This is a genomic window from Nonomuraea sp. NPDC050404, from assembly GCF_040655495.1.
Lineage (GTDB): Bacteria > Actinomycetota > Actinomycetes > Streptosporangiales > Streptosporangiaceae > Nonomuraea.
This window is the reverse complement of sequence record NZ_JBFAKB010000047.1, coordinates 58,731-83,248: the sequence shown is the minus strand read 5'-3', so window position 1 is coordinate 83,248 and position 24,518 is coordinate 58,731. Positions and strand designations below refer to the sequence as shown.

Below are 24,518 nucleotides of genomic sequence, written 5' to 3'. Positions count from 1 at the left end.
CAGCGAGAAGGGCCTCCGCTGGGGCGGCCGACCCCTCGCACCGGCAGCCTGAAATCCTCACCCAACCCGGTGATCGTTTCCGGTCACAGCACTAGCTCGATCAGCGAAACCCCAGATCAGACCATGTGCGCGAGTTTAGACGCGGTACAGGCGCTGCTCGGGCATGACGAACGCGGTTGGGGCACGCCCGTCGCCCTGCACGTACCCAAGGTGATGCACAACGCCTCCGCGGCGTTCATCAGCATGCGACAGCGGATCCTGGGCCCGAGCCTGACCGTCGCCTCCGCATGCGCCTCCGGCGGTCACGCGATCGGCGAAGGACTCCGGCTGATCCGCGACGGCTCAGCCGACCTGGTCGTCGCCGGCGGTACCGAAGCATGCATCTCACCCACCAACCTGCGGGCCTTCCACCGGTGCGGCGCCCTGTCTCAGCACGTCAAGGAGCCGCAACGCGCCTCACGCCCCTTCGACATCGAACGCGACGGCTTCGTGATGGCCGAAGGAGCCGCCTACGTCGTGCTGGAACGCCTCGATGGCGCGCTCCGGCGCGGTGCCCGCATCTACGCCGAGCTCGCCGGCTACGGCCACACCTCCGACGCCTACCACCTGACCACGCCCGATCCCAGCAGCCAGGGAGCCGAGCGATGCATGCGCCAGGCACTGGCCGACGCCGGTATTTCACCCACCGACGTCGTGCACGTCAACGCGCACGGCACCGGCACCCCGCTCAACGACGTCACCGAGGCCCAGGTGATCGCCCGACTGTTCGGCGCCGGGCACCTCCCTGTCACCGCGATCAAGAGCGTGCTCGGGCACGCGATCGGTGCGGCGGGTGCGATCGAGGCTGTGGTCAGCGTCCTGACCCTGCGAGAGCTGGCGGTGCCGCCCACCGCCAATCTCCACACCCAGGACCCACGCTGCGAGATCGACGTCGTACGCCGGCTGCGCCGAATCGAGCCCGGAGCGGTGCAATCCAATTCCTTCGCCTTCGGCGGGCACAATGCCAGCCTGGTCTTCACCCCCTATTAACCTGACCTATTCAGCCAAGCCGCCACCGGCTCGGCCTCCCGTCCCTGCAGCACGTCGACCGGACGGCGCGCCTCCAGGTCGACGATGATGGTCGCATAGCTGGCGCGTTTACGCAGCGCGAAGTCGTCCACCGCGACCACCCGTACCGCCCCCACCTGCGGCTCCGGCGCCGCGCGCACCAGCCTCAGCAGGGTGTCCTTGGCCACGGGGAGTCTTAGGCGGGCGGCCAGTCGGGCGCCCGCCCGCGCCGCCATTGCCACCGCGACCGCAACGAGCGTGGTACGCAGCACCGGCGTGAACCGGGCGTGCGGGCAGGTCAGTTCCGTGGGCGTTCGCCGATGCGTCAGGCCCTGGTGGTGGCGGTCGGTGTCAGCACCGGCTGAAGAGGCCCTCACCATCGCTGCCGCCGAGGAGGAAGACGAAACGGTCCAGGTCGGCGCGAAGGTCGTCCAGGTCGTAGGCGGGGTGGCCGACGTAGCCCAGGAACGATGGCGCGAGCACGGCAGGGTCAGCGGCGAGCCAGTCTGCGAGGAACTGCAGGAGCGGCCGGGGAGCGGGAGGGGTCGAAGGTGCGGGAGACGCTTGAGGCGGTGGTGTCTCAGATGACGCGCACGTCCTCCGGACTCCCGGTGGAGGTGTCGGCGCGCCTGGCGCCGTAGGGGGTGGGGTCGTCGTGCAACCGTTCCACTGCGGCGGCCAGGTCTTTGAGCATGGCCACGGTCAGCATGTTGTGCTCGCGTGGCCGATTCAGCTGAATCCGTGCCACGGCCCCATCCCGCTCGACGGTGACCAGCGCAGCGGGCGGAGAAGCATCCAGTGCGTCGTTGGGGACGATTCGGCCAGGGAGCAGTCCCTGCCCGTGTTCCGGGGCGTCGGCGTGCGGGCCTATGAGTCCGGTCATGACGAATAACCTCCAAGGTGTGTGTGACGGCGATGGGTGACAGACGGCGCGGCCGGCACGTGCGTTCTCGCGTGAGGGTTGCCCGAGCTGGGTGTGCGGCGTCGGGGGACCTGCGAAGTGGGCCCGGTGAGACGCGCGCGGTTCCTTCCGTGGGAGGAGAGTTGCCGTCAGGTGGCGGGTTCGACGAGCTGGCTGGTCATGCTGCGGAAGGTCACCCCGGGCGGGCGGTGGGGCGGTGCGGCGGCTCGTAGCGGCGGGCAACGCCGCAGCAGGGCGGGCAGGAAAAGGCTGGCCAGCATGCGGGCCAGAGCAGCGCCGAGACAGTAGTGGATGCCGCCGCCGAAGGCCAGCGTGGTGGTGGCCGGTGTGCGGCGCAGATCCAGCCGCTCGGCCTGCGACACCACGGCGTCGTCGCGCTGTGCCGACCCGAGCAGCAGGTGTACCAGGGTGCCGCGGGGGATCGGCAGGCCGCCGATGTCGGTGTCGCGGCCTGCGACGCGGTGCGTCATCTGCAGAGGGGCGTCCCAGCGCAGCAGTTCTTCCACCGCGACGGAGGCCGCGTCCGGGACCGCGTCGGGATCGGCGTCGAGGTGGGCGGCGAGCCGGTCCGCCTGGTCGCGGTGCGCGGCCAGGGCCACCACCATCGCCGACAGCATGCCGGCCACCGTCTCCTGGCCGCCGACCAGCACGACGGTGGCCACCGCCCGGGCCAGTTCGGGCTCGTCCTGGCTGCCGTCGTCCTGAGCCCGGATCAGGTCGGTGAGCAGATCGTCGCGCGGCTCGCGGCGACGCTGCTCGATGGCGCGGTTCATGTACGCGCCGAGGGTCCGGGCCGCCTGATCGGCCCGCTTGACCTGGGCGGGGGTGGGCGAAAGATCCAGCACTTGGGTGTAGTCGAAGACCAGACCGCGCAGCAGCTCCCCGTCAGCCACAGGCAGACCGATGAGCTCGCACATCACGGCGGCGGGCAGGGCGTGGGCCACCGTGGCGGCGAAATCGGCGCGCCCGTCACGCTCCACGGCGGCGGTCAAGGCGTCGATGCAGGCATCGACGTGCCCGCCCATGGCCGGGGCGAGCCGGTCCAGCGCGCGCCGGGTCACCCGGGGCGCGGCCGCCTGCCGGTGCCAGGTGTGCTCGGGCGGGTCGAGCTGGAGCATGCCGCGGGTGCATTCCACCGCGGTCAGTCCCGAGCGCCAGCCGGGGGTGTGCTCATCACGCCAGATCGCGCTGGGCACCAGCCACGTCCTGTCCTTGATCACGCGCGCACATTCGTCGTAATGCGGCAGCAGCAGACCGCCCCAGGGCGTCGGGATCGCCCGGCCGAGCGCCCGCAGCCGAGCATAGATCGGGTAAGGGTCGTCTCTGCCGGGGCCTGAGCGCAGCCTTCGGAGAAGGCCGATCGCCGCTCGCGGATCCGTGGCCGTGGTGGAGTACGGGGAAACGGCTACGCCGATCACGGTAGTCACTCTGAGTATCTTAATGACTACTCTAAGTATCGTGAAGGGGTGCGGTCCTCCGCCTGCCGGCAGACGCAGTTCCCCCACCGGGGCAGCGCCCGGCCGGGACGACTCAGCGGCAGGAAAGCCGCAGGTGCCGATATCCTGCGGCAGATAAGAACCTGTCCCCAGCCGCCAACTTCATCCGGAAGGCACAGTCGGCCAGCATGTCGGCGGCATCAGAATCGTCAGCCGTTTGAGTGGGACGGTAGCTGCCAGGGGGCCGAAGGTGGGCGAAGAGCATGCTTCGCAGAAGAGTAAAACGAGCGATCACGAGCAGGTGTGTTCTCCTGATGAGCTCGGTTCCCCCGCTGCCGTGAAGATACGTGGAATTGGCCGGAAGCGGCTTGACCAGCGCTTGGATGGGTCTGCGGTCAATCCGGGCGTGTCCCGCCTGCCAACCCTGCCGTCATACCCTTTGCTGGGTGCCGCCCCGGGTCTGGCTTTACGATCCGGTCTCAGGCGCCCAATGCCCGGCAGCGCAAATCGGCTCATTTCGATCACGCTGTCGACCCGCTGATGTGCCGGGCGCGTGCCGAAGAGCATGTGACGAGCATGAACTCGGCCACCTCCACCTCGCAGAAGAGCGCCGAGAATCGAGAAAGTGCAGGTCGGATGGGGTATAGAGTAGTAGGGCGCCCGGGGCTCGAACCCGGAACCTACGGATTAAAAGACGACAGGATCTATGCCGGGTCGTGTCTCGCCATATTTAATTGTGTCGCTCTGCCAAATTTTGTCACGTTCAAAATGCCTGAAAATGTCGGCACGTGTTTGTGGGTGCCGATGGCCGAAGAGCACGCGACGAGCACGCGGCCCGCGATGCGGTCCATCATGGTGCGCTCTTGACGGCTCGATATGTCCCGAATTCGCGCGGCGACAGAGGCTGAGGGCGCTATTTGCCTCTTCTTGCCAGTGGGTGATGGCGTTTGCCTTGGGTTGTTGTTCGTCTTCAAACTGAAGCCGAGCCGCCACCTCCAGCCGACCTGGCCAGCCATCAGGCCCACCGCGGAACCATCCTCGGCGGCCTCATCAACGAGTACCAGGTCGCCAGCTGAAGCCAGCAAGTACCTGCAGGTCAGATACCGCATCCAATTTATGAGCCCAACAGGTCTCGCTCCCGCACCATGCGATCAAGACCTCGGAGCCATGGCCGAGGACGAGCTATCCGCAAGAGAAACCTGTCCATCTGTTGGCACGGGCGAACTATTTCCAGGTTCCGAGGACATTACTGACCGTCGGTGCGTTCTTGGCCAGCGTTGTGCGCCAGTCGAGGCGCTTGCGGTGCTGGAGATGGCCTATGACAACGATTCGCGCGACACCAAGACTATCTGCGGTCCGATCGATCCATGGGCCGTTTATCCTTGCCGGAACTTGCGGAAAACCGGCAGGAAAGACCCAGTCTGTGGCGTCTCGGTTGGCCTCTGTCTCCCGGACCGACTCATTATTGGCCGGAGAGTCCAGATCTTCAGCGATGATATTCTCAGTATCAACGTGTCCGCGGAGGATGTGTGCGATTTCGTGGAGAAGCGTGAACAGCACCTTGTCCAATCGCTTGCCGCGTCCGGAAAGCCCGATAACAGGGTAGCCGTCGACGAACATGGAGCACCCGTCGATCTTCCCGCCGGGAAGCATCTCCACATAGACCAGGCGCACACCAGCCTCGGCAAGAAGTTCCGGCAGATCGGCGAAATCGTCTGGGGTCTGAAGGCGGTGGGACAGGGTGCTGGCTAGGCGCTTCAAATCTTCGGGCGAATATGCTCCGACCGGCGGTCTCCGGCGCGCCTCTTTGCGGACGCAGGCGACCCAGGCACGTTGAAGGACGTTGATTTCCTCACCGTTGTTGCCGCGCTTAGCCGCCATCGCGAAGGGTGGGTCATCGGCCAGAGAACTCAGCTCAAAGAGCTTCATCACTTCGACTTCAAGGTCGTCGAGATTTGTGCTCTTAAGGAAATTACGTTTCTGTAGCAGTTGTATGGGCGCCTTGTTGTTGAGGCGGGCCCGGCGGCGCACGTCTTCAAGCTTCCCTTGCGTTGCCGTGTTCTTGGCCTGCTCGGCAAGGAGATACTGGTCCTGCAGGTTGAGCCAGAATTCGGCGCTCTGCCCGAGAGCGGCTCCGATTTGAGCGGCCGACTCCCTGGTGATTTCCTTTTTGCCGGTCACGATTTCTGACACGAACTGAGTCGGCCTGTCGAGGACGGCGGCGAAGTCCGCCTGAGACCAGTTCCTGGCTTCCAGCTCACCACCCAGCAGCTCGCCGACCGGTATCTGGACCTCGGGGAAAGGGTCATATTCGGTATTGCTCATCGCTTGGCTTCCGTCTCTGGAGTCAAGGTCCCGAATACCACAGCACCCTGCCTCTCGGCGATCTTGAACGTGAGGCCGATGACGCGACCCGACCTCAAGGTCGCCTGAGCCCTGCTCGGGTCGCCGAACTCGTCGGGCTTGATCCGCAACGTGCGCATGTTCCGCAGGTCAGTATCAACGTGAGCGGCCCTCGCGCACTGGAGGAGGCGGTGAAAATCCGCGATCTCCTGGACATCCCAGCCTGCGGGCTGGAACCCGCGCTCCGTGGCCAGACGACGCAAGTCCTCATCCAGGTACTCCCGTTGCACGCGCCTGATCCCCATCACCCATCGGCTGATGACGCACCTTCTCTCGTGGATGGTACACGCCTTCCCCGTCTCTCCAGACTTAGTGATCATCCGACGTGCGTAAACTCGTATATGTGCCATCACCCATTCGCTGATTACCCGTATGCTAGCCTCTGATCAACTCCCCGACCAGCGGGGACGCGGGAAGGAGGCCGCCATGGCCGATGTGCGGGAACGAGAAGGCGCGGAGAACGACAAGTCAGTCCCGCCCGGGCGCCTGGTCGTCCAGGTGTACGACGAGGACGCGGGCGGCCCGCCCTTCGTCTTCGACGGTGGGCCGGGTGAGAAGGTCTCCAAGATCATCAAGGAGGTCTACGGCAAGCTGGAGCTCGAGCCGAAGCCCGACGATCGGCTGACCTGCCTCGCTACGGGTGAGGACGTCCGGCAGTACGGCGACATGCACCTGCGTGACTACGCGTCGGGCAGGTGCCGTGACCTCGTCTGGACCTTCGTCCGCGATACCGGCGGTGCCAGTGCCTGACCAGGCGCCGGTCGATCCCGAGGTCGCGGCCGCCCTGCTGCGGTCGCACCTCGCGGACTTCTTCCGCAACTCCCCACGCGTCCGTGACACCGGCGGCTGGGCCTACGAGATCACCGAGAATCCGCTGATCGCGATCGTCAGGATGCCTGCCCGAACACCAGACGGGGGCGAACCTGACATCTACACGCTGCGCCTCGACGGCTCTTCCTACGACACCTGGCCGGTCTCGACCACCTTCATCGAGTCCCACGACGGTGGATGGCGCCGTGCCCGCCTCGGCAGCCCGGCCTTCCCGTTCCTGCGCGGATCACCGGGCGCGCCCCCAGGCGACGGCGTCGGGTTCCAGTTCGCGCTGCACGACGACTACCTGTTCCCCAATGGGGTCCACGACCAGCTGATCTGCTTCTCCTACAACCTCGGGTACTACACCTCCAACCACGCCCCGAACGAGGACCAGAAGTGGCGCTCCGGCAGAGACCGAGTCGACGCGACTCTCAGCCGCATCCACACCGCCCTCACCGGTCAGGCGTACCTCGGCCCCTCGGCCCAGGCGAGCGTGGCATGACCGTCGAGGCCCGTATTCCCGAGGCTCTCTGGAAGGCCGTCCTGGACCTGTTCGCCCAGCACCCTCCAGGAGTCGAACGGGTCGCTTACCTCGACGGGTACCGCATTGACGAGACCGGATACCCCGGCACCTCGCCGGGGCACACGGTGTACGTCGCGGTGACCGTCGTCGTCCCGGACGCGATCCTGCGACCTGGGAACTATGTCGTGCCAGCCGAGGCGGTCAGCGCCGCCGGCCACCACCTGCGCGCGGAACGGATGACCCGGATCGCGCAGATCCACTCGCACGGCGACGACTGGGTCGAGCACTCCCGCACCGACGACGATCGGGCCTACAGTCAGCGGCCCGGCGCCATCTCGATCGTCGTTCCCTTCCACGGCGCCACACGTCCGGACGTGACCGACTGCGGCGTCCACGTCCGCACCGAAACCGGATGGCGACGGGTCCATCCCGCCAATTTCATCAAGATCATCCCTTCGGTTCTCGACCACAGGAGCACACCTTGGATGCCGACACAGGACCCGGCCCCGACTGGCGGCATCTTCTCCCGATCCCGGGCGTGGATGGGAACCGTGCTGAGCCGTCGTCCCCGCTCCGAATCGCCATCGCCCTCGACGCGGCCCTGATCGGCAAAAGAGGTGTCCAGCAACTGACCTGGCTCCTGGCGACCCTGCTCACCCGAACCACCAGCGCCGTCTTCGAAGCCATCGGCATCGACTCCGGCGACGTCCCGCTCCGCTCCGGCGTCGACCCAGCGGCCCCGAACGGCGGCCCGTCGCTGCTCGACGCACTCAAAGCCACAGCCAGCACGTTTGGGCCCGAAGCGACGCCGGTCATCGACGCGGACGAACTCAAAGGAGCCGAACTCGTCCTGCGGATCGGAAACGCAGCCACCCGGGACTGGCCCGGAGCCGAAACCCTCTACATCTCCGCCGCGGGATGGACGGGCGTAGTGACCCCGGACGCCGCCGAGGTCCCAGCGTTCGCCACAGCCGACGGCAACCCGTTCGGGCCGTATATCGCCGCGTGCCTCGCGGCCGGCCAGGCCTACATGCACGCGCGTCTTCGCGACTACCGCCCCCAAGCCGTCGCGCTGAACGCGTGGACGCTCACCCAGAGCGCCACGGGCCTGGGTGCGGTCGCAGCCGCTGACCCGGGTGAGCCGTCAGCGGAACTGCAGCATGTGCTCGCAGGCGCGGGAGCGGTCGGGAGCGCGCTCCTGCTCACCCTGTGGGCCTGCCAACACGTATCCGGCACCATCAGCGCGGCTGACACCGATCCCAAGGGCGTCGATGTCAGCAACCTGAACCGGTGCGTGCCCTTCCATCGAACAGACCTCAGCCGCCCGAAAGCCATCGTCTCGGCCGAGCGTCTCAGCGGACACCACGGCTTGACCATCGAACCTTATGTTGGAAAGGCCGAGAACCTCGTCGGTCCCCGAACGCACCTCATCAGCGCGATCGACACCCCGGAAGCGCGGCAGGCCCTTCAGGACGCCTACCCCGCGTCCACAGTCCAGGCATCCACTTCCGGGCTGCGGCTGGAAATGCTGAGAGTCGACCCGAAAGCCGGCACCGCATGCCTACGGTGCTTCAATCCACCGCGCGCAGTCGTTCCGGACAGCAGGGTCCGGGCACAGATCGCGGACATGGACGAAGCTACGGTCATGGCCCACGCCGAGGCCATCGGAGCCGATGCGCAACAGGTGCGTGAGTGGGCCCGAACCGGAGGGTGCGGCGAGATCGGCGACGCGTTGCTCGAACGCCTCCGCCCTTCGGACGGTCGCGCCGCACAGTTCTCCGTCGGATTTATTTCGGTTCTCGCCGGAGTGCTCCTGGCCGGGCAGGTACTGAAAGACGCCGTACGGCGTCCAGGCAATGCCCCAGATCTCCTCGCGGATGACGTCCCGCTGCTCGGAGAAAACGCCCGATTCGTGATGAACCTGATAGACCCTTCCACTGCGCTCGCTGGCGTCCGTCGCTACGGCAGGGACAGCGAATGCCCTGCCTGCCAAGGAGTTCGTGCCGACGTATGGGCGAAGCGCTGGACTGGATGACCGAACCTGAGCGGTGAAAGATGATTTTTCTTAGCGTGGAATCGTGGGCGACAAACTTCGCCCACCTTGAGGCTTCGCAAAGCGGGCATCGTTCGAAGGTGGGCGATTGCGCATCAGATAGATCTTCGCGGAAGTTCCCGTCAGCTGGAGCTGACCTGGCGTCCTCCATGTTGCCGTATTTCGGGTCAACGGCAGGTTCTCTTGTTTACCTCTCTCCGCGTTGCCCTCCTGAGGAAGCGGAGGGGCGAGATGTCGAATTCCCAAGTTTCTTGTGTGGTTTACAAGCGCTGCGGCTGTGCCGACCCGGTGACCGGGAAACGGCTTGGTGCCAGGTGCTCACGACTCGCAGATGCAGAGCACGGAAGCTGGTACTTCGCCGTCCAGACAACGCTGGTCTCCGGACGGAGAGAGCGGACACGTCGTGGTGGTTACGCCAGCGCCGATGATGCGAGGGAAGCTTGCGCATCTCTTCGATCCACAGGCCGAGAAGCAGCCGTGACTGACGGATGTACGGTCGGACAGTGGCTGCGCTACTGGACCGCGCTGGTCCAGCATCGACTGCGTCCGAGCACCTGGAAGGCGTATCGGGATCATGTGCGCCTCTATCTGCTCCCGTACCTGGGTGACATCGAACTGTCCAACCTCTCCAGGCGAGACGTCACCGGGATGTTCGCCGCTCTGGGCGGCCGCCGGAACCGCTATGGCAAGCCGGTCAGCGCGGCAACACTGGAACGTATCCGCTCGACGCTTGGCGCCGCGCTCAACGAGGCCTTCCGTGAAGATCTCATCAAGGACAACCCGGCGCGAGCACTGCGGCTGCCGTCGCCGCGGCATCCACATGCCGTCGTGTGGACAGCACGACGAGTGGCGGCTTGGCAGGAGACCGGGGAACGCCCGCCGCTGGCGGTGTGGACGCTCGATCAGCTGGTCGACTTCCTGAACATCGTCCGCGACGATCGGCTCTTCGCGCTGTGGTGGCTGGTGGCCCTTCGAGGACTACGTCGTGGCGAGGCAGCCGGTTTGCGCTGGATGGATCTGGATGTTGATCGACGTGAGCTCACCATCAGCCGGCAACTGGTGGGGACCGAAGAGGGAGTGCAAGCGCTTCCGCCCAAGAGCACCGCCAGCCAACGCACCATCGCCCTGGACAGCGAGACACTTCGCCTTCTCCGCGAGCAGGAACGTGCACAAAGAAGGAGGTTGGGACCTGACTGGCTTGTGGCCGGGCCGATCTTCTGCCAGCCAGACGGCAGTGCCCTTCGCCCGGACTACCTCAGCTACCGGTTCCATAAGCTCGTCGTGGCCAGTGGGCTGCCCCCGATTCGGCTGCATGACCTCCGGCACGGCGCAGCCACACTAGCCCTGGCCTCAGGTGCCGATCTGCGAGTGGTGCAGGGTCTGCTAGGCCACACCAGCATCGTGTTGACCGCTGATGTCTACACCTCGGTGCTGCCGCAGCTCTACCACGAGAGCGCCCGAGCCACAGCACAGATGGTCCTGAGAGCCGCTCGGAAGACCGCGACGCGGGTGCGTAAGGGCCGCAAAGTGGAGGTGTGACTCACGCGTGGCTCACCGTGACTCACGATCAGATGAGGCTGCTACAGAATCGCAAGGATCCGCAGGTGGAGGTGGTAGGGCGCCCGGGGCTCGAACCCGGAACCTACGGATTAAAGCGGGTGTTCACCCGCACCGACGGCCACCCGATACGACCGGACTACCTGACCTACCGGTTCCCAGCGCCCCTACGAACACCAGCTACGCAGCCTTGGAACGCTTGGTCTTACAGGTACAGGGACGGCTCTGGATGCCGACGACCTCGATCTTGACGCCCCAGGCCAGGAGCACCCTTGCGGTGTGCAGAAGTGCCACCTGCGCGAAAGGGAAGAGCGTGTCGGGTGTCAGGTCTGCCCCGTCCCTCAGCAGGATCCCGAGGATCACCTTCTTCGGCTGGAAGCCCTCAGGCAGGATGCGCCCACCCGGGGCGGTCGCGACCTTCTCCCGGAACCCCGCCAGCGTCTCGGGGTCGTGCTGCAGCGCCTGCACAGCCACCAACACCTGCTTGAACAGATGGCTGAGGGCACCCGCTCGGTGCGCACGCTTGATCATCATCAGCGCGTCATCCGGGCAGAGCACATCGCAGATCTCTACGCCATTGCCCCGATGAACCAGAGACTTCACCAGCTTCTTGTCCATGCAGAGGAACCCTCTACCCCAGTCTTCGATGTCCTCGCAGAAGCGGTGCTCGTCATGCGCGAGGTCCCACGCAGGCAGTTCGTCCGCGGCTGAGGCCACGATCAGCTTCCCAACCTGAGTCCGGACAGTCGCCAGGTAGGCGGGGCCGACCTCATACCAGTTCTCGTCGAGGAGGAAGAACCGTCGGTCGCCCAGCGCGATATCGGCCTCTACCCACCGCAGGGCGCTGAGGGTACAGATCACGTCCTCGCAACGGGCCCGGCTGTCGTTGTAGAGCACGACCTTCCCATTGCGCAACGCCTCCACCCGGCTACCGGCTCGCTGAATCCGTACCCGGGCGAGGAGGTAAGCGAGATCGAATTCCTCCCGAAGCGGACCCTGTGTGCTGTTGATCCGGAACCGGAACGCCCGCGTGGCCAGGTAGTCATCCCAACGCCCACTCGGCACGGCCCCCGCCACCCTGCCGTCGTCCGGCGCCCCCAGGAGGTCGTCCAACGCTCCCTCCAGTCGAACGAGGAGTTCCTTATCGATGACCTGTGTGATGTATTCAACGAACTCCAGGTCGGGGTGGGGACGCTCTTCCCGACATATCCGGGCGATCTCCCGGACGTCAGCGATCAGATCCGGCCCCTCGACGCCAAGCTGCAGGCGGAGTCCGACCCCACCGTGGGCGCTCGATACCCGTGCCCGGCTCCTCGCGGAGACGGTCAGCTTTACCCCGTTGAGCCGCCCACCGATCCTACGGACGATCTGCGCATGCTCCTCAATGCCGAAAGTGCGGACCGACGCGCCTCCAGGGACCAGAGTGATGTCAGTCTTCCCGCTTCCCGGTGTCTGCCGGATCAGGTCCTTGACTTCGGCAGGGTTGACCCGGCGGATGGCGAAGCTCAGCCCGAACCGCCGGTCCTTCATCTGGTCGGCGATCAGGTGGTGGCCAAGCCCGAAGCCGATGGCATACACCTCCTCTCCCAGCGCGAACATCAGCAGTGACGCGGGGTTGGCGCTCGGTCGGGACATCTCACGGCCGCTGGTGCGCCGCAGGTCGGCGTACCAGCCCGCCTCGGGCTTGGTGAATGTGCCGTCGATGAGGATCGCCGGTACGCCGAGGTCGTCGGTCAGGATGTCGAGCGTGGCACCGATCGCCACGAGTTGCTCCTGATCGAGCACGTCGTACATCCCTTCGAGGGTGGGTGCCACGTTGGCAAGCCGGTACAGGGTGCGCAGGGTGGTGCTGTTCGCCATGGATGTGCTCCTTCTCGCGGAAGCGCCCGAAGTGGCGCCGTTGGTATGCCGTGAATCACGGTGCAACCCGTAAACGAACGAAGAAGGCAAAACGGAGAATCATCAACTGATAAGGGGGGTTATCAGGTTGTCGGGAGATGCACATGTCCATAATTGGAGTAACGTTCTAGGCACAGAGGACGACGGGAGGTGAAGCCACGTGAGCGTCGCCGCAGCGTTGATGTCGATGCCTGAGATCGCTGAGATGGCTGGTGTAAAGCGACCGGTGGTCACCACCTGGCGCCGCAGGCACCCCGACTTCCCCCAACCGGTAGACCACGACGGTGGCCAGTTGTTCTTCGACGCGCGGGAGGTCGCCGAGTGGCTGGCTACCACCGGTCGGCTTGCCCCGAATCAAGCAGCCGAAGACCTCAGTCTCTTCCTGATGGCGCAGCTCGGTCGGGCGCTGCCCGGCAGAGATCTGATCGCCGCCGTTACTTCCCTGATCTGCTTGCGGTACCTCAGAGATGACGACCCTCTCGCCGACGGCGCTGACGACGTGCTGGCCCAGTTGCGTGACCGAGCAGCCGAGGTTGACCGCGATGACGAAATGCTGCGTTCGGAGATCAACGCGCTTCCGTCCAACTGCGCATGGTTGGCTGGAGCGGTCGACGATCTCATCGAGGCTGCGTACGGCTGCGCGAACGCCTTCGAACGGATACTCATCAAGCGGCACCGGTTCGAGGCAGCTGACCTCTACGCCTCCGCAGTCGTCCCCGAGCTCGCCAGGTTGATCGCAGAAGTGAGCGGTGTTCAGCAAAGAGCCCGTGAAACCGGCTCGGTTCTAGTCACCGATCTCGCGGCAGGGCCGGGTGACCTGCTCGCTGCCGCCGCACGGCTTCTGCGAGACGACTCTCCGATGTTCACCGCCGCCGACACCGATTCATATCTGGTGCGGCTCACTCGCCGTCGTCTAACCGTTTACGAGATCCCGCTGATAGACATGGACATCCGTCTTGGCGGTCAGCTCCCCGACGAGACGGGCGACCCGGACGTTATCCTCACTCAAGTCCCGTACCAGCCGACTGAAGACCGTTCTGCTGCTGAGGTGCTGGAGTGGATCGACGACATTTCGCTACGGCTCGCGTCGGGCCGTAGCGCCGTGGTCCTCGGTCCGGCTGACGTTCTGACCGGCGAGCTAAAGCCGTTTTCGGCCGAGGAGCGAGCTCGTGCCGCACTGCTGAAGACCGGGATGGTCGAAGCTGTGATCCGGCTCCCAGGCGGCATGGTGCCATACCGGCCTGGCTATCAGACGGCGATCTGGGTGCTTACATCGACAGACGACCCACGGCTGCAGGATCGAGTACTGCTGGTGGACGTCTCCGAGCGACCCTTGACCCCGGATGTCGTCGACGCGCTGATCGAGGATGTGGTGACCTGGCGCCGGCCCGGTTTCACTCCGCAAGATCACACGCGCCGCTTCGCGGTCCAAGTGAGCATCAATGATCTCGTCACCGTCCCCAAGCCGCTAATCGCAAGACCAGCCACATCCGTGCCCAGTCTGATAACGCCCACTGCGATCGTGGCTCGGGCCAACGAACTGGAGCAGCAACTCTATTGGTCCGGTACCCGCGACAACCCCCCGATCCGCGGGGGCTTGGCAGAAATCGCTGGCCTCCGGCCAGTGGTTGTGACGCTCGGCAAGCTCCTCCGCGACGGTCACGTGGTGCTGCGGCAGGGCACTCGACTGAAACCCGAACACCTCGGAGCCACCCGGAACTATGTTGTGCTCGGCACACCGGAGATCCTCGGACGTGATCGGCCCGGAAAACGGATGATCGATATTCTGACCTTGAGTGAGCACTACCCTCGGGCCCAGCTCACCGAGCCTGATGACGTCATCGTGACGACAGCCCCAGGATTCGGGGTGATGGTGGATCGCGAAGGCCGTTCGCTGGTGGAGTTTCCCGCACGGATCCTGCGGATCTCCGATACTGGACGTGACCACTTCACTCCCCGTGTCCTAGCCGCTCTCCTCGCTGACAATGCGAGCACTCGAGTCACGGGAAGCTTGCGACTCGCCCGACGATTGGAGGAGCACCGCTTGCCACTACTTCAACCCGATCCCCTCGCTCAACTGGATGCGCTCCTCACCGTCCTGGATAAGCGCCGCCATGCAGCACGCCAGGAGATCGACATGCTGGATGAACTGGCCGGACTTGCCACAACCGGACTCACTTCCGGAACACTCACCCTGCATACCAACACTCTTTCACCCACCGCCGAGGAGACCGATGCCCCCGCGCAAGCGTAAAGATGTCCAAGAAGGGCTACCCGGGATGCCCGGCGGTCAGACCATGGCTCAGCTGCACGAGATCCTATGGAAGTCCGCCGACAAGCTCCGCGGCTCAATGGATGCCGCCCAGTACAAGGACTTCGTGCTTGGCCTAGTGTTCCTCAAATACGTCTCAGACGCCTTCGCCGAGCGCCGCGAACAGATCCGCGCCGAGGCCCTGGCCGACGGTGTGCCGGGGTCGCGCTTGGAATCGTTCCTCGAGGATCGGGACGAGTACAAGCGTGAAGAGATCTTCTGGGTACCAGAGAGCGCCCGCTGGAGCGGCCTCGCCGCCCAAGCCAAGGGCGGCAGCATCGGCGAGCTGCTGGACCAGGCGATGGATGCCATCATGAAGGCAAACCCCGAACTGACAGGCGTCCTGCCGAAGATCTTCAACCGGGACAACGTCGACCAGCGCCGCCTCGGCGAACTGATGGACCTGATCAGCAGAGCTGAGTTCACCAGCCACGAGGGCAAGTCTGCGCGCGACGTGCTCGGAGAGGTTTACGAGTACTTCCTGGAGAAGTTCGCCCGCGCCGAAGGCAAGCGCGGCGGCGAGTTCTACACTCCCGCGAGCGTGGTCCGGGTCCTGGTTGAAGTACTGGAGCCGTACAAGGGGCGGGTGTACGACCCGTGCTGCGGATCGGGCGGCATGTTCGTCCAGGCCGAGAAGTTCGTCCTGGCCCACCGGGGCAAGCGCGACGACATCGTCGCTCACGGCCAGGAGGCCAATGAGCGCACCTGGCGGCTGGCCAAAATGAACCTCGCCATCCACGGCATCGGCAGCAACCTCTCCGCCAAGTGGGCCGACACCTTCTACGAGGACAAGCACCCCGACCTGAAGGCTGACTTCGTCCTCGCCAACCCGCCATTCAACATGTCCGACTGGCACCGCAAGACTGACGACCCCCGCTGGCGGTACGGTGTGCCACCCGCGAGCAATGCCAACTTTGCTTGGATCCAGCACATCATCTCCAAACTCGGCGCACGAGGTAATGCCGGCGTCGTCATGGCCAACGGCTCAATGGCCTCCAGGCAGTCAGGCGAAGGGGAGATCCGCGCAGCCCTGGTCGAAGGGGACCTGATCTCCTGCATGATCGCCCTCCCCCCCCAGCTCTTCCGCACGACCCAGATCCCAGCCTGCCTATGGTTCTTCGCCAAGGACAAGTCAGCCCGCGGCGGCCTCACCGACAGGTCCGGCCAGGTTCTGTTTATCGACGCCCGCAACATGGGCACAATGCTCGACCGTACCGAGCGCATCCTCACCGAAGAGGACATCCAGAACATCGCAGGTACCTATCATGCTTGGCGCGGCACTGCTTCCGCTCGCGAAGCAGGTTTCATGTACGCCGACGATCCCGGTTTCTGCTACTCAGCCGACATAAACGAAATCCGTAAGCATGATCACGTGCTTACCCCTGGCCGCTACGTTGGCGCTCCCGAAGTCGATAATTCCAACGACGAACCGATAGCCGAAAAGATCGACCGCCTGAAGAAGGAGCTTTTCGTCCACTTTGAAGAATCATCCCGCTTGGAGAAGGTTGTCCGCAATCAGCTGGAGCGCATCGATGCCTGAGTGGACGTTCGTTGAATATCAGCACCTGGCATCCAAAGACCGCTCGGCATTCTCCATGGGCCCATTCGGCTCAAAGATTACGAAAGAGAATTACGTACCCTCGGGAGTCCCTGTCGTACGGGGAGTCAATCTGGCCAGAGGGATTTTCATCGATGATGAATTCGTCTTTATCACCGATGAAAAGGCTGATGACATCCTGTCTGCGAACCTCAGACCTGGGGACCTGATATTTACCCATCGCGGAACCATCGGCCAGGTCTCCATGCTGCCGCGTCGACCTCGGTTCGAGCGATACGTGATCGGATCAAGTCAAGTAAAGACACGCTTGGACGAATCTCGAGCGCTTCCGGAGTTCTATTACTACTGGTTTCAATCATCTGAGGGACAACGGTCTATCTTGGCCAATTCCTCAACGGTTGGAGTACCCGGAATCGCGACGCCATTGACGTCGATTCGCAAGCTCATTGTCCCCCTCCCGTCGCTTGAAGAACAGCGAGCTATCGCGGATGTGCTAGGAGCACTGGACGAGAAGATCGCCGTCAATGACCGCATCATTACGGGTATTGAGGCACTATTGAGAGCTCAGTTTATGGCCGCGTCGCAGACAAGTTCCGAAGTGCGGAGAATCGGAGAGATAGTTACTCTAAAATACGGCAAGGCATTGACGGCAAATGATCGCACGCCTGGAGACGTTCCAATCTATGGAGGGAATGGGGTATCCGGGTCACACAATATCGCCCTCGTAGATGGGCCTGGAATCGTTATCGGACGCAAGGGAGCTAACGCGGGATCCATCTCGTGGTCCCAGTGTGACTTCTGGCCTATCGACACTGCTTTTTATGTCGTTCCAAAGACCGAAGATCTCCCATTGGAGTTTCTCTTTTTTCTTTTGGAGCGCGTTGACTTCAGAGGAGTAGTCGGAGACTCTGCAATCCCAGGCTTGAATCGGGAAATAGCTATGTCACTAGAAGTGGCGGTACCTGAGGCTCGATCGGCTCATCGATTCACTGAACTTGCCACACCAATGGTTCAGCTTCGGGAGCAGGTCGCGAGGGAATCACGGCAACTCGCGCAACTGCGTGACGCATTGTTGCAAAAGCTCATGTCGGGTGAAATCAAAATTCAAGATGCGGAGGTGTTGGCATAAATGCCGTATTACACGTGATTGGGAGGAGTTGATTCTCTACCGGTCAAGGACAAAGGATCTCAGGTCCAGTTGCGGGCGAACGGAGTGGCTGCCCGGCTGAATTGTTGGACACGATGTTCGTACATTATCAGTAAATAATGCAACTCTCTGGAGGAGAGCGACCTGGCTGAAGCAGCGATCGACCTCGACGAGATGACCAAGCAGAAACTATTGACTACCTAATTCCTTGGCTTCCCTGAGTTTCAGAGCTGGCGCAGACAGCGGGCCACCATGGCCCAGTCGATGCCAGCGACCCGACCCGTTCACCACCGACAGCTACATATGTGTGCGGTCTGGCGCGAGGCGCTTCCCCAGCGACGTCGCGACCACTATCGTTCCCAACCGGTTTCACTGGCTTCGACGCCCAGCGCCAAGTACACAAGAGGGCCCGCGCCGATGTGAAGCTGTCCAAGAGATGCAGAGGAGCGTCGCCGAGCGTTCGGACCTGCTTACGAGCTTGAGCAGGCCGAGAACAACCTTGAGCGGCACCGTAGGCTGGACGAATGAGGACAGCATGAGCAGCGGACTTTCGGAAGAGCAGTGGGAGATGTTCGCGCTGGAGACCCTTGGGGAGCTGGCCTGGGAGACTTCCGATGGCAAGAAGATCGCGCCGGGATCGCAGGCTTTCGAGACCGGTGGACGTGACTCTTGGGCCGAGCTGATCATCCCGGGACGGTTGCGGCAGGCGATCCGACAAATCAACCCCTACCTTCCGCAGGGCGCTGTGGACGAGGTCGTGGAGTTGGTATTGACGCCGAAATCTCTCGACGTCAGGAGCGAGAATCGCCGGGTCCACGAGTATCTGACCAACGGCGTCCGTAGTGTCGTCTACACCGATGCCTTCGGGGCCGAACAGAACCCGACCGTTCACCTGGTCGACCGGCGGCAGCCGTACGCCAATGATTTTCTCGCGGCGCGCCAAGTGCGAGTCGTCGAAGGAGACGCACGTCGGCGGTTCGACGTGGTGCTCTACCTTAACGGCCTCCCGGTTGCCGTCGTCGAGCTGAAGAAGGCCGGCGATCCACACGCCACACCGGAGACCGCGCACGCCCAGCTCATGACATACGTGAACGAACTACCGCGGGCCTTCCGCTGCAACGTGCTGTGTGTGATCAGCGACGGACTTGAGGCAATGTACGGCAGTGCCTTCACCCCGTTCAATCACTTCGCGCCGTGGAACGTGGATGAGCGCGGGGAGCCGGTGCCGCAACCCGCCGCAGACTGGGCGAATGCGGAGTTCAACTTGACCCTGCATGGACTGTTCGAGCAACGGCGGTTCATCGAGCTACTCGATAGCTTCGTCGCATTCGCGCAGACTGACAAGGGCCTGCTCAAGCGGATCGCCAAGCCGCACCAGTATTTCGCGGTGTCCAAGGCCGTCGACAAGACAATCGAAGCGGTCCGTAGCCACGGCCTGGCCGGCGTGGTCTGGCATACGCAGGGTTCGGGCAAGTCCTTGGAGATGGAGTTCTACGCCGCACAGGTGCTGCGGCACCCGAGCCTCGGCAACCCGACGATCGTCCTGCTGACCGACCGGACCGAACTTGACGATCAGTTGTTCGACGGGTTCGCGGTCAGCGATCTACTGCCAGAAGAGCCTCGACAGGTCATCAGCCGCGAAGAGCTGCGGACCGAGCTGTCCAATCGGACGACTGGCGGCATCTATTTCACCACGCTACAGAAGTTCAGCCGTACGAAAGAGGAGAAGGCTCGCGGCGACAAGCACCCCATGCTCTCGGAGCGCCGCAACGTCATCGTGATCGTCGACGAGGCACACCGCAGCCACTATGACAACCTCAATGGCTACGCCCGGCATTTGCGCGACGCCCTGCCGTACGCCACGATGATCGCCTTTACCGGTACCCCGATCTCCGAGAACGACCGCAACACCCGGAACGTGTTCGGTGACTACATCGACATCTACGACCTGACCAGGGCCGTCGATGACGGGGCCACCGTCCCCGTCTACTACCAAAGCCGCCACATCCCGCTCAACTTCGCCGACGGGGTCGATACTGAGACTCTCGACGAGGAGGCTGACAAGGTCACCACCGGCTTGGACGAGGCCGAAAGGGAACGGATCCAACAGGCCGTCGCGGCGATGAACGCCATGTACGGTGCGCCCGACCGCCTCGAAACGCTCGCCCGTGACCTCATCGACCACTGGACGGCCCGGTCGCATGAGATGCGCCCATTCATCGATGGCCTGGGCAAGGGGATGATCGTGTGCGCCACACGGGAGATCTGCGCGAAACTGTACGAGCAAATTATTGCCATAAAACCTGATTGGCACTCGGACAACCCCAACCAGGGCAAGATCAAGGTCGTCTATAGCGGCGAACCCGGCGAGAAGAACAAGTACATCAAGCAGCACATCCGGAAGCCCTCGATACAGAAGTCCATCAAGAACCGAATGAAAAACACCAGCGACGAGATCGAGCTGATCATCGTCAAGGACATGCTGCTCACCGGCTTCGACGCCCCGCCGCTGCACACGCTCTACCTAGACCGGCCGATGAAGGGCGCGCTACTCATGCAGACCCTCGCCCGAGTCAACCGAACCTTCCACAATAAGGAGGACGGCCTGCTCGTTGGATACGCCCCGATCACCGATAACCTGTACGCGGCTCTGCAGGAATACACCACCCGCGACAACGCAACCAAACCACTCGGCCGAGACCTCGACGACGCGATCGCCAAAGTCCGCGACCTGATCGGGATCATCGGCGACACTATCCTGTCCGGATATCCATGGCGACAAGGACTGGCCAAACGGACCACCCGCAACTATGTGGACACCGGACTGGGCGCGTGCAACTACCTCCGCGATCCGCGGACCCCCGGCAATCAGGTGGACGATCCCGACGAGCCGACACTCAAGGAGCGCTTCCGCCGAGAGTCCTCGCGGCTGGCCCGATTCTGGGCACTGTGCTCCAACAGCGGAGAGCTGAACGAGTTTCGTGACGACATCGCATTCTTCGCCGACATCCGAGTCTGGATGGCCAAGTACGACGCCGCCGAGCGCATCGCGAACGGGCAGCCTGTCCCAGCCGACGTGGAGCTGTACCTGCGACAACTCACGGCAGGTGCCGTCGAGGCCGGAGGCGTGACCGACTTGTTCGAAGCCGCCGGAATGCCCCGCCCCAACCTAGCCCACCTGGACGAGGCGTTCTTGTCCAAGATGCAGCACGCCAAGCACCCACAGCTCGCGATCGAAGCACTGCGCCGCCTCATCGAACAGGAGATGCGCAAGGTCACCAAGCACAACGTAGTCCGGCAGCAGAGCTTCTCCGACCGGCTCAGCGCGCTAATGAGGAAGTACACCAACCAGCACCTCACCGCAGTCGAGATCATCGCCGCACTTGTCGAGATGGCCCGCGAGGTCTCGACCGACGCCGACCGCGGCAAGCACTTCGTGCCAGCGCTCAACACAGACGAACTGGCCTTCTACGACGCGGTCGCGCAGAATAGCTCAGCGGTCGATGTCATGGGCGAGGGAGTACTAGCCGACATCGCCCGAGACCTGGTGAAGGCGATGAAGCGCGACGTCACCACCGACTGGGTCTCCCGCGACGACGTCCGCGCCAAACTGCGCTCTACGATCAAACGCCTCCTTGCCAAACACGGTTACCCCCCAGACATGGAGGCCATGGCCACCGAACTCGTCCTCAACCAGATGGAGACCTTCGCCAACGAATGGTCCCGCCTTTAGACGTCGTCTCATTTGAAGATCCGGCGGTTGCAGATGAGGTGCACTGCTTCATAACTCATCGCGTGATGCTTGGCCACGACCCTCACGGCGTGTGTCGGTTGGAAGCCGATGAGGGCACCAGATCCTGCTCATCATCCTCGTCGGGCCAACTGTGCGGGTGCCGAGAATTCATCCGTGCAGGTCGCGGCGCTCTCGAGTGATCATGCAGTTCGCGTCTGGGGGTCGCGGGGTTACACCGGAAACGGCATGATGATCTATCGTGCTTCTGCGCCTGGCCTACCTCGCTGTCACGAACACTTTCTCGTTCATGCGGCTCCTACCGATGGCCGATCGTGACAAGGAGATCGAGATCCTGGCGCTCCGGCATCAGCTGATGGTTCTACAGCGGCAGGTGCCCAAACCTATATTCACTCCGGAGGACCGATTACTGCTGTCAGGCCTGCTCCATCATCTGCCGATGGACAAGCTGCGGCAGCTGGTGATGCTGGTCCGCCCGGACACTCTCATGCACTGGCATCGCGACCTCCTCAGGCGCCGGCACGCGGCGGCCAGCGCACCTCGGCGGCCGGGGCGTCCGCGCACCATCCGATCCATTCGGGCTCTGGTGTTGCGGCTCGCACGGGAGAACCCCTCCTGGGGCTACCGGCGTATCCACGGCGAACTGGCCGCACTCGGTATCAGGATCGCCGCCTCCACCGTGTGGGAGATCTTGAAAGAGCACGGTATCGCTCCGTCCCCGCAACGCTCCCACGCCGGCTGGGCCGACTTCCTGCGCGACCAAGCCGACGCACTCTTGGCGTGTGACTTCTTCGAGGTCCGCACCTTGACCGGGGCGCGACTCTACGTCTTCGCCGTCATCGAGCATGCCACCCGCCGCATCCGCATCCTTGGCGCCAGCGCCCACCCCACCGGTCAGTGGGTCACCCAACTCGGCCGCAACCTCCTCATGGACCTGAACGAGGCGGGCACCTGCGCTAGGTTCCTCATCCGTGACCGCGACGCCAAGTTCACCGCCTCTTTCGATGCCGTGCTGACCGACGCCGCAATACAGGTCGTCACCACAGGTATCCGCATCCCGCGCATGAACTCCATCATGGAGCGCTGGATCCAGACCTGCCGCCGCGAACTGCTGGACCGCACCCTGATCTGGAACCAGCCTCATCTACTTCACGCACTGCGAGAGTTCGAGACGTTTTACAACGAACATCGACCACACCGGACCCTCAGACAGGCAGCGCCGCTCCGACCCCTGCCCGAGCCAAGCAACATCCCGGTCGAGATCACGAGCCTCGATATCCGCCGACATGATCGACTCGGCGGCGTCCTCAGGGAATACACACGTGTAGCTTGACCTGGACGGATGAATAATCGGCACCTGCACCGTTGGCGAGGCGCCATGGAGCCCATTTTGGCGTACCTCAGCCTCCTACGTACGCAGGAGGCAGCGGGGAACGTGAGGCCCACCCGTACCGTAGCCCGAGAAGGTGACAAAACGGAGCAACGTGATTCAAGCAGCAGCCTCGGCGAGCTCCGTCTCGCAGAGTCGCACGGGATGGAACCACTTTGGAGCACTGCGGCCGAAGCAGCCACCGCGATCGGACTCATCGCCCACCAACGGTGGCACTGCCTCGTCCTGCCTGCTGTTCCACTGCTGGACAGCGTACGGCCGGAACGCGCTTTACCTTGAGCTGGCGTCGCACCGACTGGACGATCTGATGCGCTATCTGTGTATCGAGCCGCCCGCCTGTCGTGATCGGGCGATGCCGGACGCGCAGTTCACCGCGCGGGTGCTCGAGCGTCTAGTGGCCGGGGGCGGACGCACGAAGCGCTGTCGCATGCTTCTCGATCTCGACGGCCGGTCACGCCGATACGCATCATCGAATACTTCCTGGGCGCCGGTCCCTAACATGCCAGAGTCTCGCGGATGTGCCGCTGAAGGTGCCCCCATCCGCCGTGGCACGGCTCTGGCTGGACGGAGGGGACGACGATGACGATGTCCCAGCCCATGTTGGGAGAGGTTGGCGCATGTCAAGCCGCTGGCAGCGTGAGATAGAGGCGTTGGAGTGCGGCTGCGCCGGCCTCCTCGACTTCTGGCAGGGCGCCTCGTGCGGCTCGCATGGCGCGTTGGATTTGATGGGGAAGCCGTGTGCTCTCCGCGGTCGCGATCGACTGCAGAAGCACGTGGGAGGCTGCGGCCTTGTCGCCCGTGGCGCGGAAGACTTCGGCGACGGTGACGCGTTCGATCGTCTGCCATTGCGGCGCGACCCCGGCCGCATCTGGTGTGTCCGCTTCTGCAAGACGTGTCGCGTCCTGTAGACGGCCTGTGGCGAGCAAGCCCCGCAGGCGGACTTCTCGTACCACGAAGGCGTTGACCAGGGGTGTGCCGTGGTGGGAGTCCACGAAGCGTTGCAGGTCGGTGATCGTGGTGTCGAAGTATTCGACGTTGCCGAGTTCGGCGAGTGTACGGGCCAGGGGGATGAGGACTGCGCCGCGTTCGGAGGCTGGAGCGATGTCGCGGGCTCGTTGGAGGTGAGCGGCGGCTGCTGGCTTCTTTCCGATCTTGCGTAGTTCGTTGCCGTGGACGCGTAGGGCGCGGGTGAGAAGGGCGACGTCGTCGAGGCGGTGGGCGATGAGGAGGGCGCGGCCGGTCCAGCGCGCGGCGGAGGCGAGGCTTTCCTCGGGTAGGACGTCGCCGAGGGCGACACCGAGCATGGCGCGGGCTTGCCCGAGGAGTCGCGCGGCGGCATGGTCGGCGTGCCCTTCGAGGAGCCGTGCTTCGAGTCGCCAGACGAGGGGCCACAGTTCGTTGATGGCCTCGGCGCTGTGTCCTGACTCGCGGGCGATGGAGGCCAGGCGGATGGTGGACTCACCGAACTTGATCATGGAGATGAAGTCGGCGTCTGTGGGGTCGGTGACGCCGAGGACGTGTGGGGGCAGTCCCATGTAGTGGGCCAGCCGTCGAAGGGTAGGCACGTCCGTGATGGCCCGCCGCCCGTTTTCGAGCATCGAGATATAGGTCGTGTCGTAACCCAGCGCTGCAGCAAGAGTGGACTGAGTGACCTGGGCGGTGCGCCGGTACGCCTTGATGATCACTGCCAGGTTGCCGGAGGCCAGGG

The 24,518-nt window shown here is 63.9% G+C and carries 20 protein-coding genes; 11 read left to right on the top strand and 9 right to left on the bottom strand.

Annotated features, from left to right (window positions below; all coding sequences use genetic code 11):
• The coding region (locus AB0I81_RS60400) for a beta-ketoacyl-[acyl-carrier-protein] synthase family protein (RefSeq protein ID WP_360678822.1) at positions 1–1,029 on the top strand (1,029 nt) is incomplete at its 5' end.
• On the opposite strand, the gene AB0I81_RS60395 is transcribed toward AB0I81_RS60400, so the two are convergent.
• The 7 genes from AB0I81_RS60395 to AB0I81_RS60365 all read right to left on the bottom strand — a co-directional run bounded on the left by AB0I81_RS60395 (position 1,026) and on the right by AB0I81_RS60365 (position 6,128).
• On the bottom strand, positions 1,026–1,424 hold the full coding sequence (locus AB0I81_RS60395; RefSeq protein WP_360678819.1) for a hypothetical protein: 399 nt from the start codon (positions 1,422–1,424) through the stop codon (positions 1,026–1,028). The genes AB0I81_RS60400 and AB0I81_RS60395 overlap by 4 nt on opposite strands.
• Entirely contained in the window at positions 1,399–1,530 is a 132-nt protein-coding gene (locus AB0I81_RS60390) for a hypothetical protein (protein ID WP_360678816.1), read from the bottom strand. Before AB0I81_RS60390 ends, AB0I81_RS60395 begins: the two co-directional genes overlap by 26 nt.
• Positions 1,531–1,627: 97 nt before the next feature.
• A complete protein-coding gene (locus tag AB0I81_RS60385; protein ID WP_360678813.1) occupies positions 1,628–1,930 on the bottom strand; it encodes a hypothetical protein in 303 nt (100 codons plus the stop codon).
• Positions 1,931–2,097: 167 nt separating this feature from the next.
• Positions 2,098–3,396, bottom strand: a complete 1,299-nt coding sequence (locus AB0I81_RS60380; RefSeq protein ID WP_360678810.1) for a cytochrome P450 — start codon at positions 3,394–3,396, stop codon at positions 2,098–2,100.
• Positions 3,397–4,109: 713 nt separating this feature from the next.
• Positions 4,110–4,514 (bottom strand): hypothetical protein, encoded by a 405-nt coding sequence (locus AB0I81_RS60375; RefSeq protein WP_360678807.1) that lies wholly within the window; start codon positions 4,512–4,514, stop codon positions 4,110–4,112.
• A 115-nt stretch (positions 4,515–4,629) separates the two neighbouring features.
• A complete protein-coding gene (locus tag AB0I81_RS60370; RefSeq protein WP_360678805.1) occupies positions 4,630–5,730 on the bottom strand; it encodes a HigA family addiction module antitoxin in 1,101 nt (366 codons plus the stop codon).
• Positions 5,727–6,128: a hypothetical protein gene (locus tag AB0I81_RS60365; RefSeq protein ID WP_360678803.1), complete on the bottom strand. Its 402-nt coding sequence runs from the start codon at positions 6,126–6,128 to the stop codon at positions 5,727–5,729. Before AB0I81_RS60365 ends, AB0I81_RS60370 begins: the two co-directional genes overlap by 4 nt.
• A 106-nt stretch (positions 6,129–6,234) precedes the next feature.
• On the opposite strand from AB0I81_RS60365, the gene AB0I81_RS60360 reads away from it, so the two are divergent.
• The 5 genes from AB0I81_RS60360 (at position 6,235) to AB0I81_RS60340 (ending at position 10,736) form a co-directional block, all read left to right on the top strand.
• The gene (locus AB0I81_RS60360) at positions 6,235–6,558 is read left to right on the top strand and encodes a hypothetical protein (protein ID WP_360678800.1); all 324 of its coding nucleotides are present in this window, start codon (positions 6,235–6,237) and stop codon (positions 6,556–6,558) included.
• The gene (locus tag AB0I81_RS60355; protein ID WP_360678797.1) at positions 6,545–7,123 is read left to right on the top strand and encodes a hypothetical protein; all 579 of its coding nucleotides are present in this window, start codon (positions 6,545–6,547) and stop codon (positions 7,121–7,123) included. Before AB0I81_RS60360 ends, AB0I81_RS60355 begins: the two co-directional genes overlap by 14 nt.
• A complete protein-coding gene (locus tag AB0I81_RS60350) occupies positions 7,120–7,749 on the top strand; it encodes a hypothetical protein (protein WP_360678794.1) in 630 nt (209 codons plus the stop codon). Before AB0I81_RS60355 ends, AB0I81_RS60350 begins: the two co-directional genes overlap by 4 nt.
• Before the next feature lie 425 nt (positions 7,750–8,174).
• A complete protein-coding gene (locus AB0I81_RS60345) occupies positions 8,175–9,179 on the top strand; it encodes a ThiF family adenylyltransferase (protein ID WP_360678825.1) in 1,005 nt (334 codons plus the stop codon).
• Positions 9,180–9,674: 495 nt separating this feature from the next.
• Positions 9,675–10,736, top strand: a complete 1,062-nt coding sequence (locus AB0I81_RS60340) for a site-specific integrase (RefSeq protein ID WP_360678792.1) — start codon at positions 9,675–9,677, stop codon at positions 10,734–10,736.
• Between the two features lie 198 nt (positions 10,737–10,934).
• On the opposite strand, the gene AB0I81_RS60335 is transcribed toward AB0I81_RS60340, so the two are convergent.
• Positions 10,935–12,614, bottom strand: a complete 1,680-nt coding sequence (locus AB0I81_RS60335; protein WP_360678789.1) for a DUF6119 family protein — start codon at positions 12,612–12,614, stop codon at positions 10,935–10,937.
• A gap of 199 nt (positions 12,615–12,813) precedes the next feature.
• Between AB0I81_RS60335 and AB0I81_RS60330 the strand changes: the two genes are divergently transcribed.
• From AB0I81_RS60330 to AB0I81_RS60310, 5 genes are all read left to right on the top strand, one after another.
• Entirely contained in the window at positions 12,814–14,907 is a 2,094-nt protein-coding gene (locus AB0I81_RS60330) for an N-6 DNA methylase (RefSeq protein ID WP_360678786.1), read from the top strand.
• The gene (locus tag AB0I81_RS60325) at positions 14,888–16,504 is read left to right on the top strand and encodes a class I SAM-dependent DNA methyltransferase (RefSeq protein WP_360678784.1); all 1,617 of its coding nucleotides are present in this window, start codon (positions 14,888–14,890) and stop codon (positions 16,502–16,504) included. The genes AB0I81_RS60330 and AB0I81_RS60325 overlap by 20 nt, the downstream gene beginning before the upstream one ends.
• Positions 16,497–17,651 (top strand): restriction endonuclease subunit S, encoded by a 1,155-nt coding sequence (locus AB0I81_RS60320; protein WP_360678781.1) that lies wholly within the window; start codon positions 16,497–16,499, stop codon positions 17,649–17,651. The genes AB0I81_RS60325 and AB0I81_RS60320 overlap by 8 nt, the downstream gene beginning before the upstream one ends.
• A 553-nt stretch (positions 17,652–18,204) precedes the next feature.
• The gene (locus tag AB0I81_RS60315; protein ID WP_360678779.1) at positions 18,205–21,402 is read left to right on the top strand and encodes a type I restriction endonuclease subunit R; all 3,198 of its coding nucleotides are present in this window, start codon (positions 18,205–18,207) and stop codon (positions 21,400–21,402) included.
• 259 nt (positions 21,403–21,661) lie between these two features.
• The gene (locus AB0I81_RS60310; RefSeq protein WP_360678776.1) at positions 21,662–22,753 is read left to right on the top strand and encodes an integrase core domain-containing protein; all 1,092 of its coding nucleotides are present in this window, start codon (positions 21,662–21,664) and stop codon (positions 22,751–22,753) included.
• A gap of 677 nt (positions 22,754–23,430) precedes the next feature.
• On the opposite strand, the gene AB0I81_RS60305 is transcribed toward AB0I81_RS60310, so the two are convergent.
• Positions 23,431–24,495: a helix-turn-helix domain-containing protein gene (locus tag AB0I81_RS60305; protein ID WP_360678773.1), complete on the bottom strand. Its 1,065-nt coding sequence runs from the start codon at positions 24,493–24,495 to the stop codon at positions 23,431–23,433.
• Positions 24,496–24,518 lie beyond the last annotated feature (23 nt).

What these genes read in the sequence shown, in the direction of transcription:
- AB0I81_RS60365 (WP_360678803.1), bottom strand. Translation starts at nt 6,128, where the DNA reads ATGATCACTAAGTCTGGAGAGACGGGGAAGGCGTGTACCATCCACGAG.
- AB0I81_RS60370 (WP_360678805.1), bottom strand. Translation starts at nt 5,730, where the DNA reads ATGAGCAATACCGAATATGACCCTTTCCCCGAGGTCCAGATACCGGTC.
- AB0I81_RS60320 (WP_360678781.1), top strand. Translation starts at nt 16,497, where the DNA reads ATGCCTGAGTGGACGTTCGTTGAATATCAGCACCTGGCATCCAAAGAC.
- AB0I81_RS60360 (WP_360678800.1), top strand. Translation starts at nt 6,235, where the DNA reads ATGGCCGATGTGCGGGAACGAGAAGGCGCGGAGAACGACAAGTCAGTC.
- AB0I81_RS60315 (WP_360678779.1), top strand. Translation starts at nt 18,205, where the DNA reads ATGAGCAGCGGACTTTCGGAAGAGCAGTGGGAGATGTTCGCGCTGGAG.
- AB0I81_RS60375 (WP_360678807.1), bottom strand. Translation starts at nt 4,514, where the DNA reads ATGCGGTATCTGACCTGCAGGTACTTGCTGGCTTCAGCTGGCGACCTG.
- AB0I81_RS60350 (WP_360678794.1), top strand. Translation starts at nt 7,120, where the DNA reads ATGACCGTCGAGGCCCGTATTCCCGAGGCTCTCTGGAAGGCCGTCCTG.
- AB0I81_RS60325 (WP_360678784.1), top strand. Translation starts at nt 14,888, where the DNA reads ATGCCCCCGCGCAAGCGTAAAGATGTCCAAGAAGGGCTACCCGGGATG.
- AB0I81_RS60335 (WP_360678789.1), bottom strand. Translation starts at nt 12,614, where the DNA reads ATGGCGAACAGCACCACCCTGCGCACCCTGTACCGGCTTGCCAACGTG.
- AB0I81_RS60385 (WP_360678813.1), bottom strand. Translation starts at nt 1,930, where the DNA reads ATGACCGGACTCATAGGCCCGCACGCCGACGCCCCGGAACACGGGCAG.
- AB0I81_RS60345 (WP_360678825.1), top strand. Translation starts at nt 8,175, where the DNA reads ATGCACGCGCGTCTTCGCGACTACCGCCCCCAAGCCGTCGCGCTGAAC.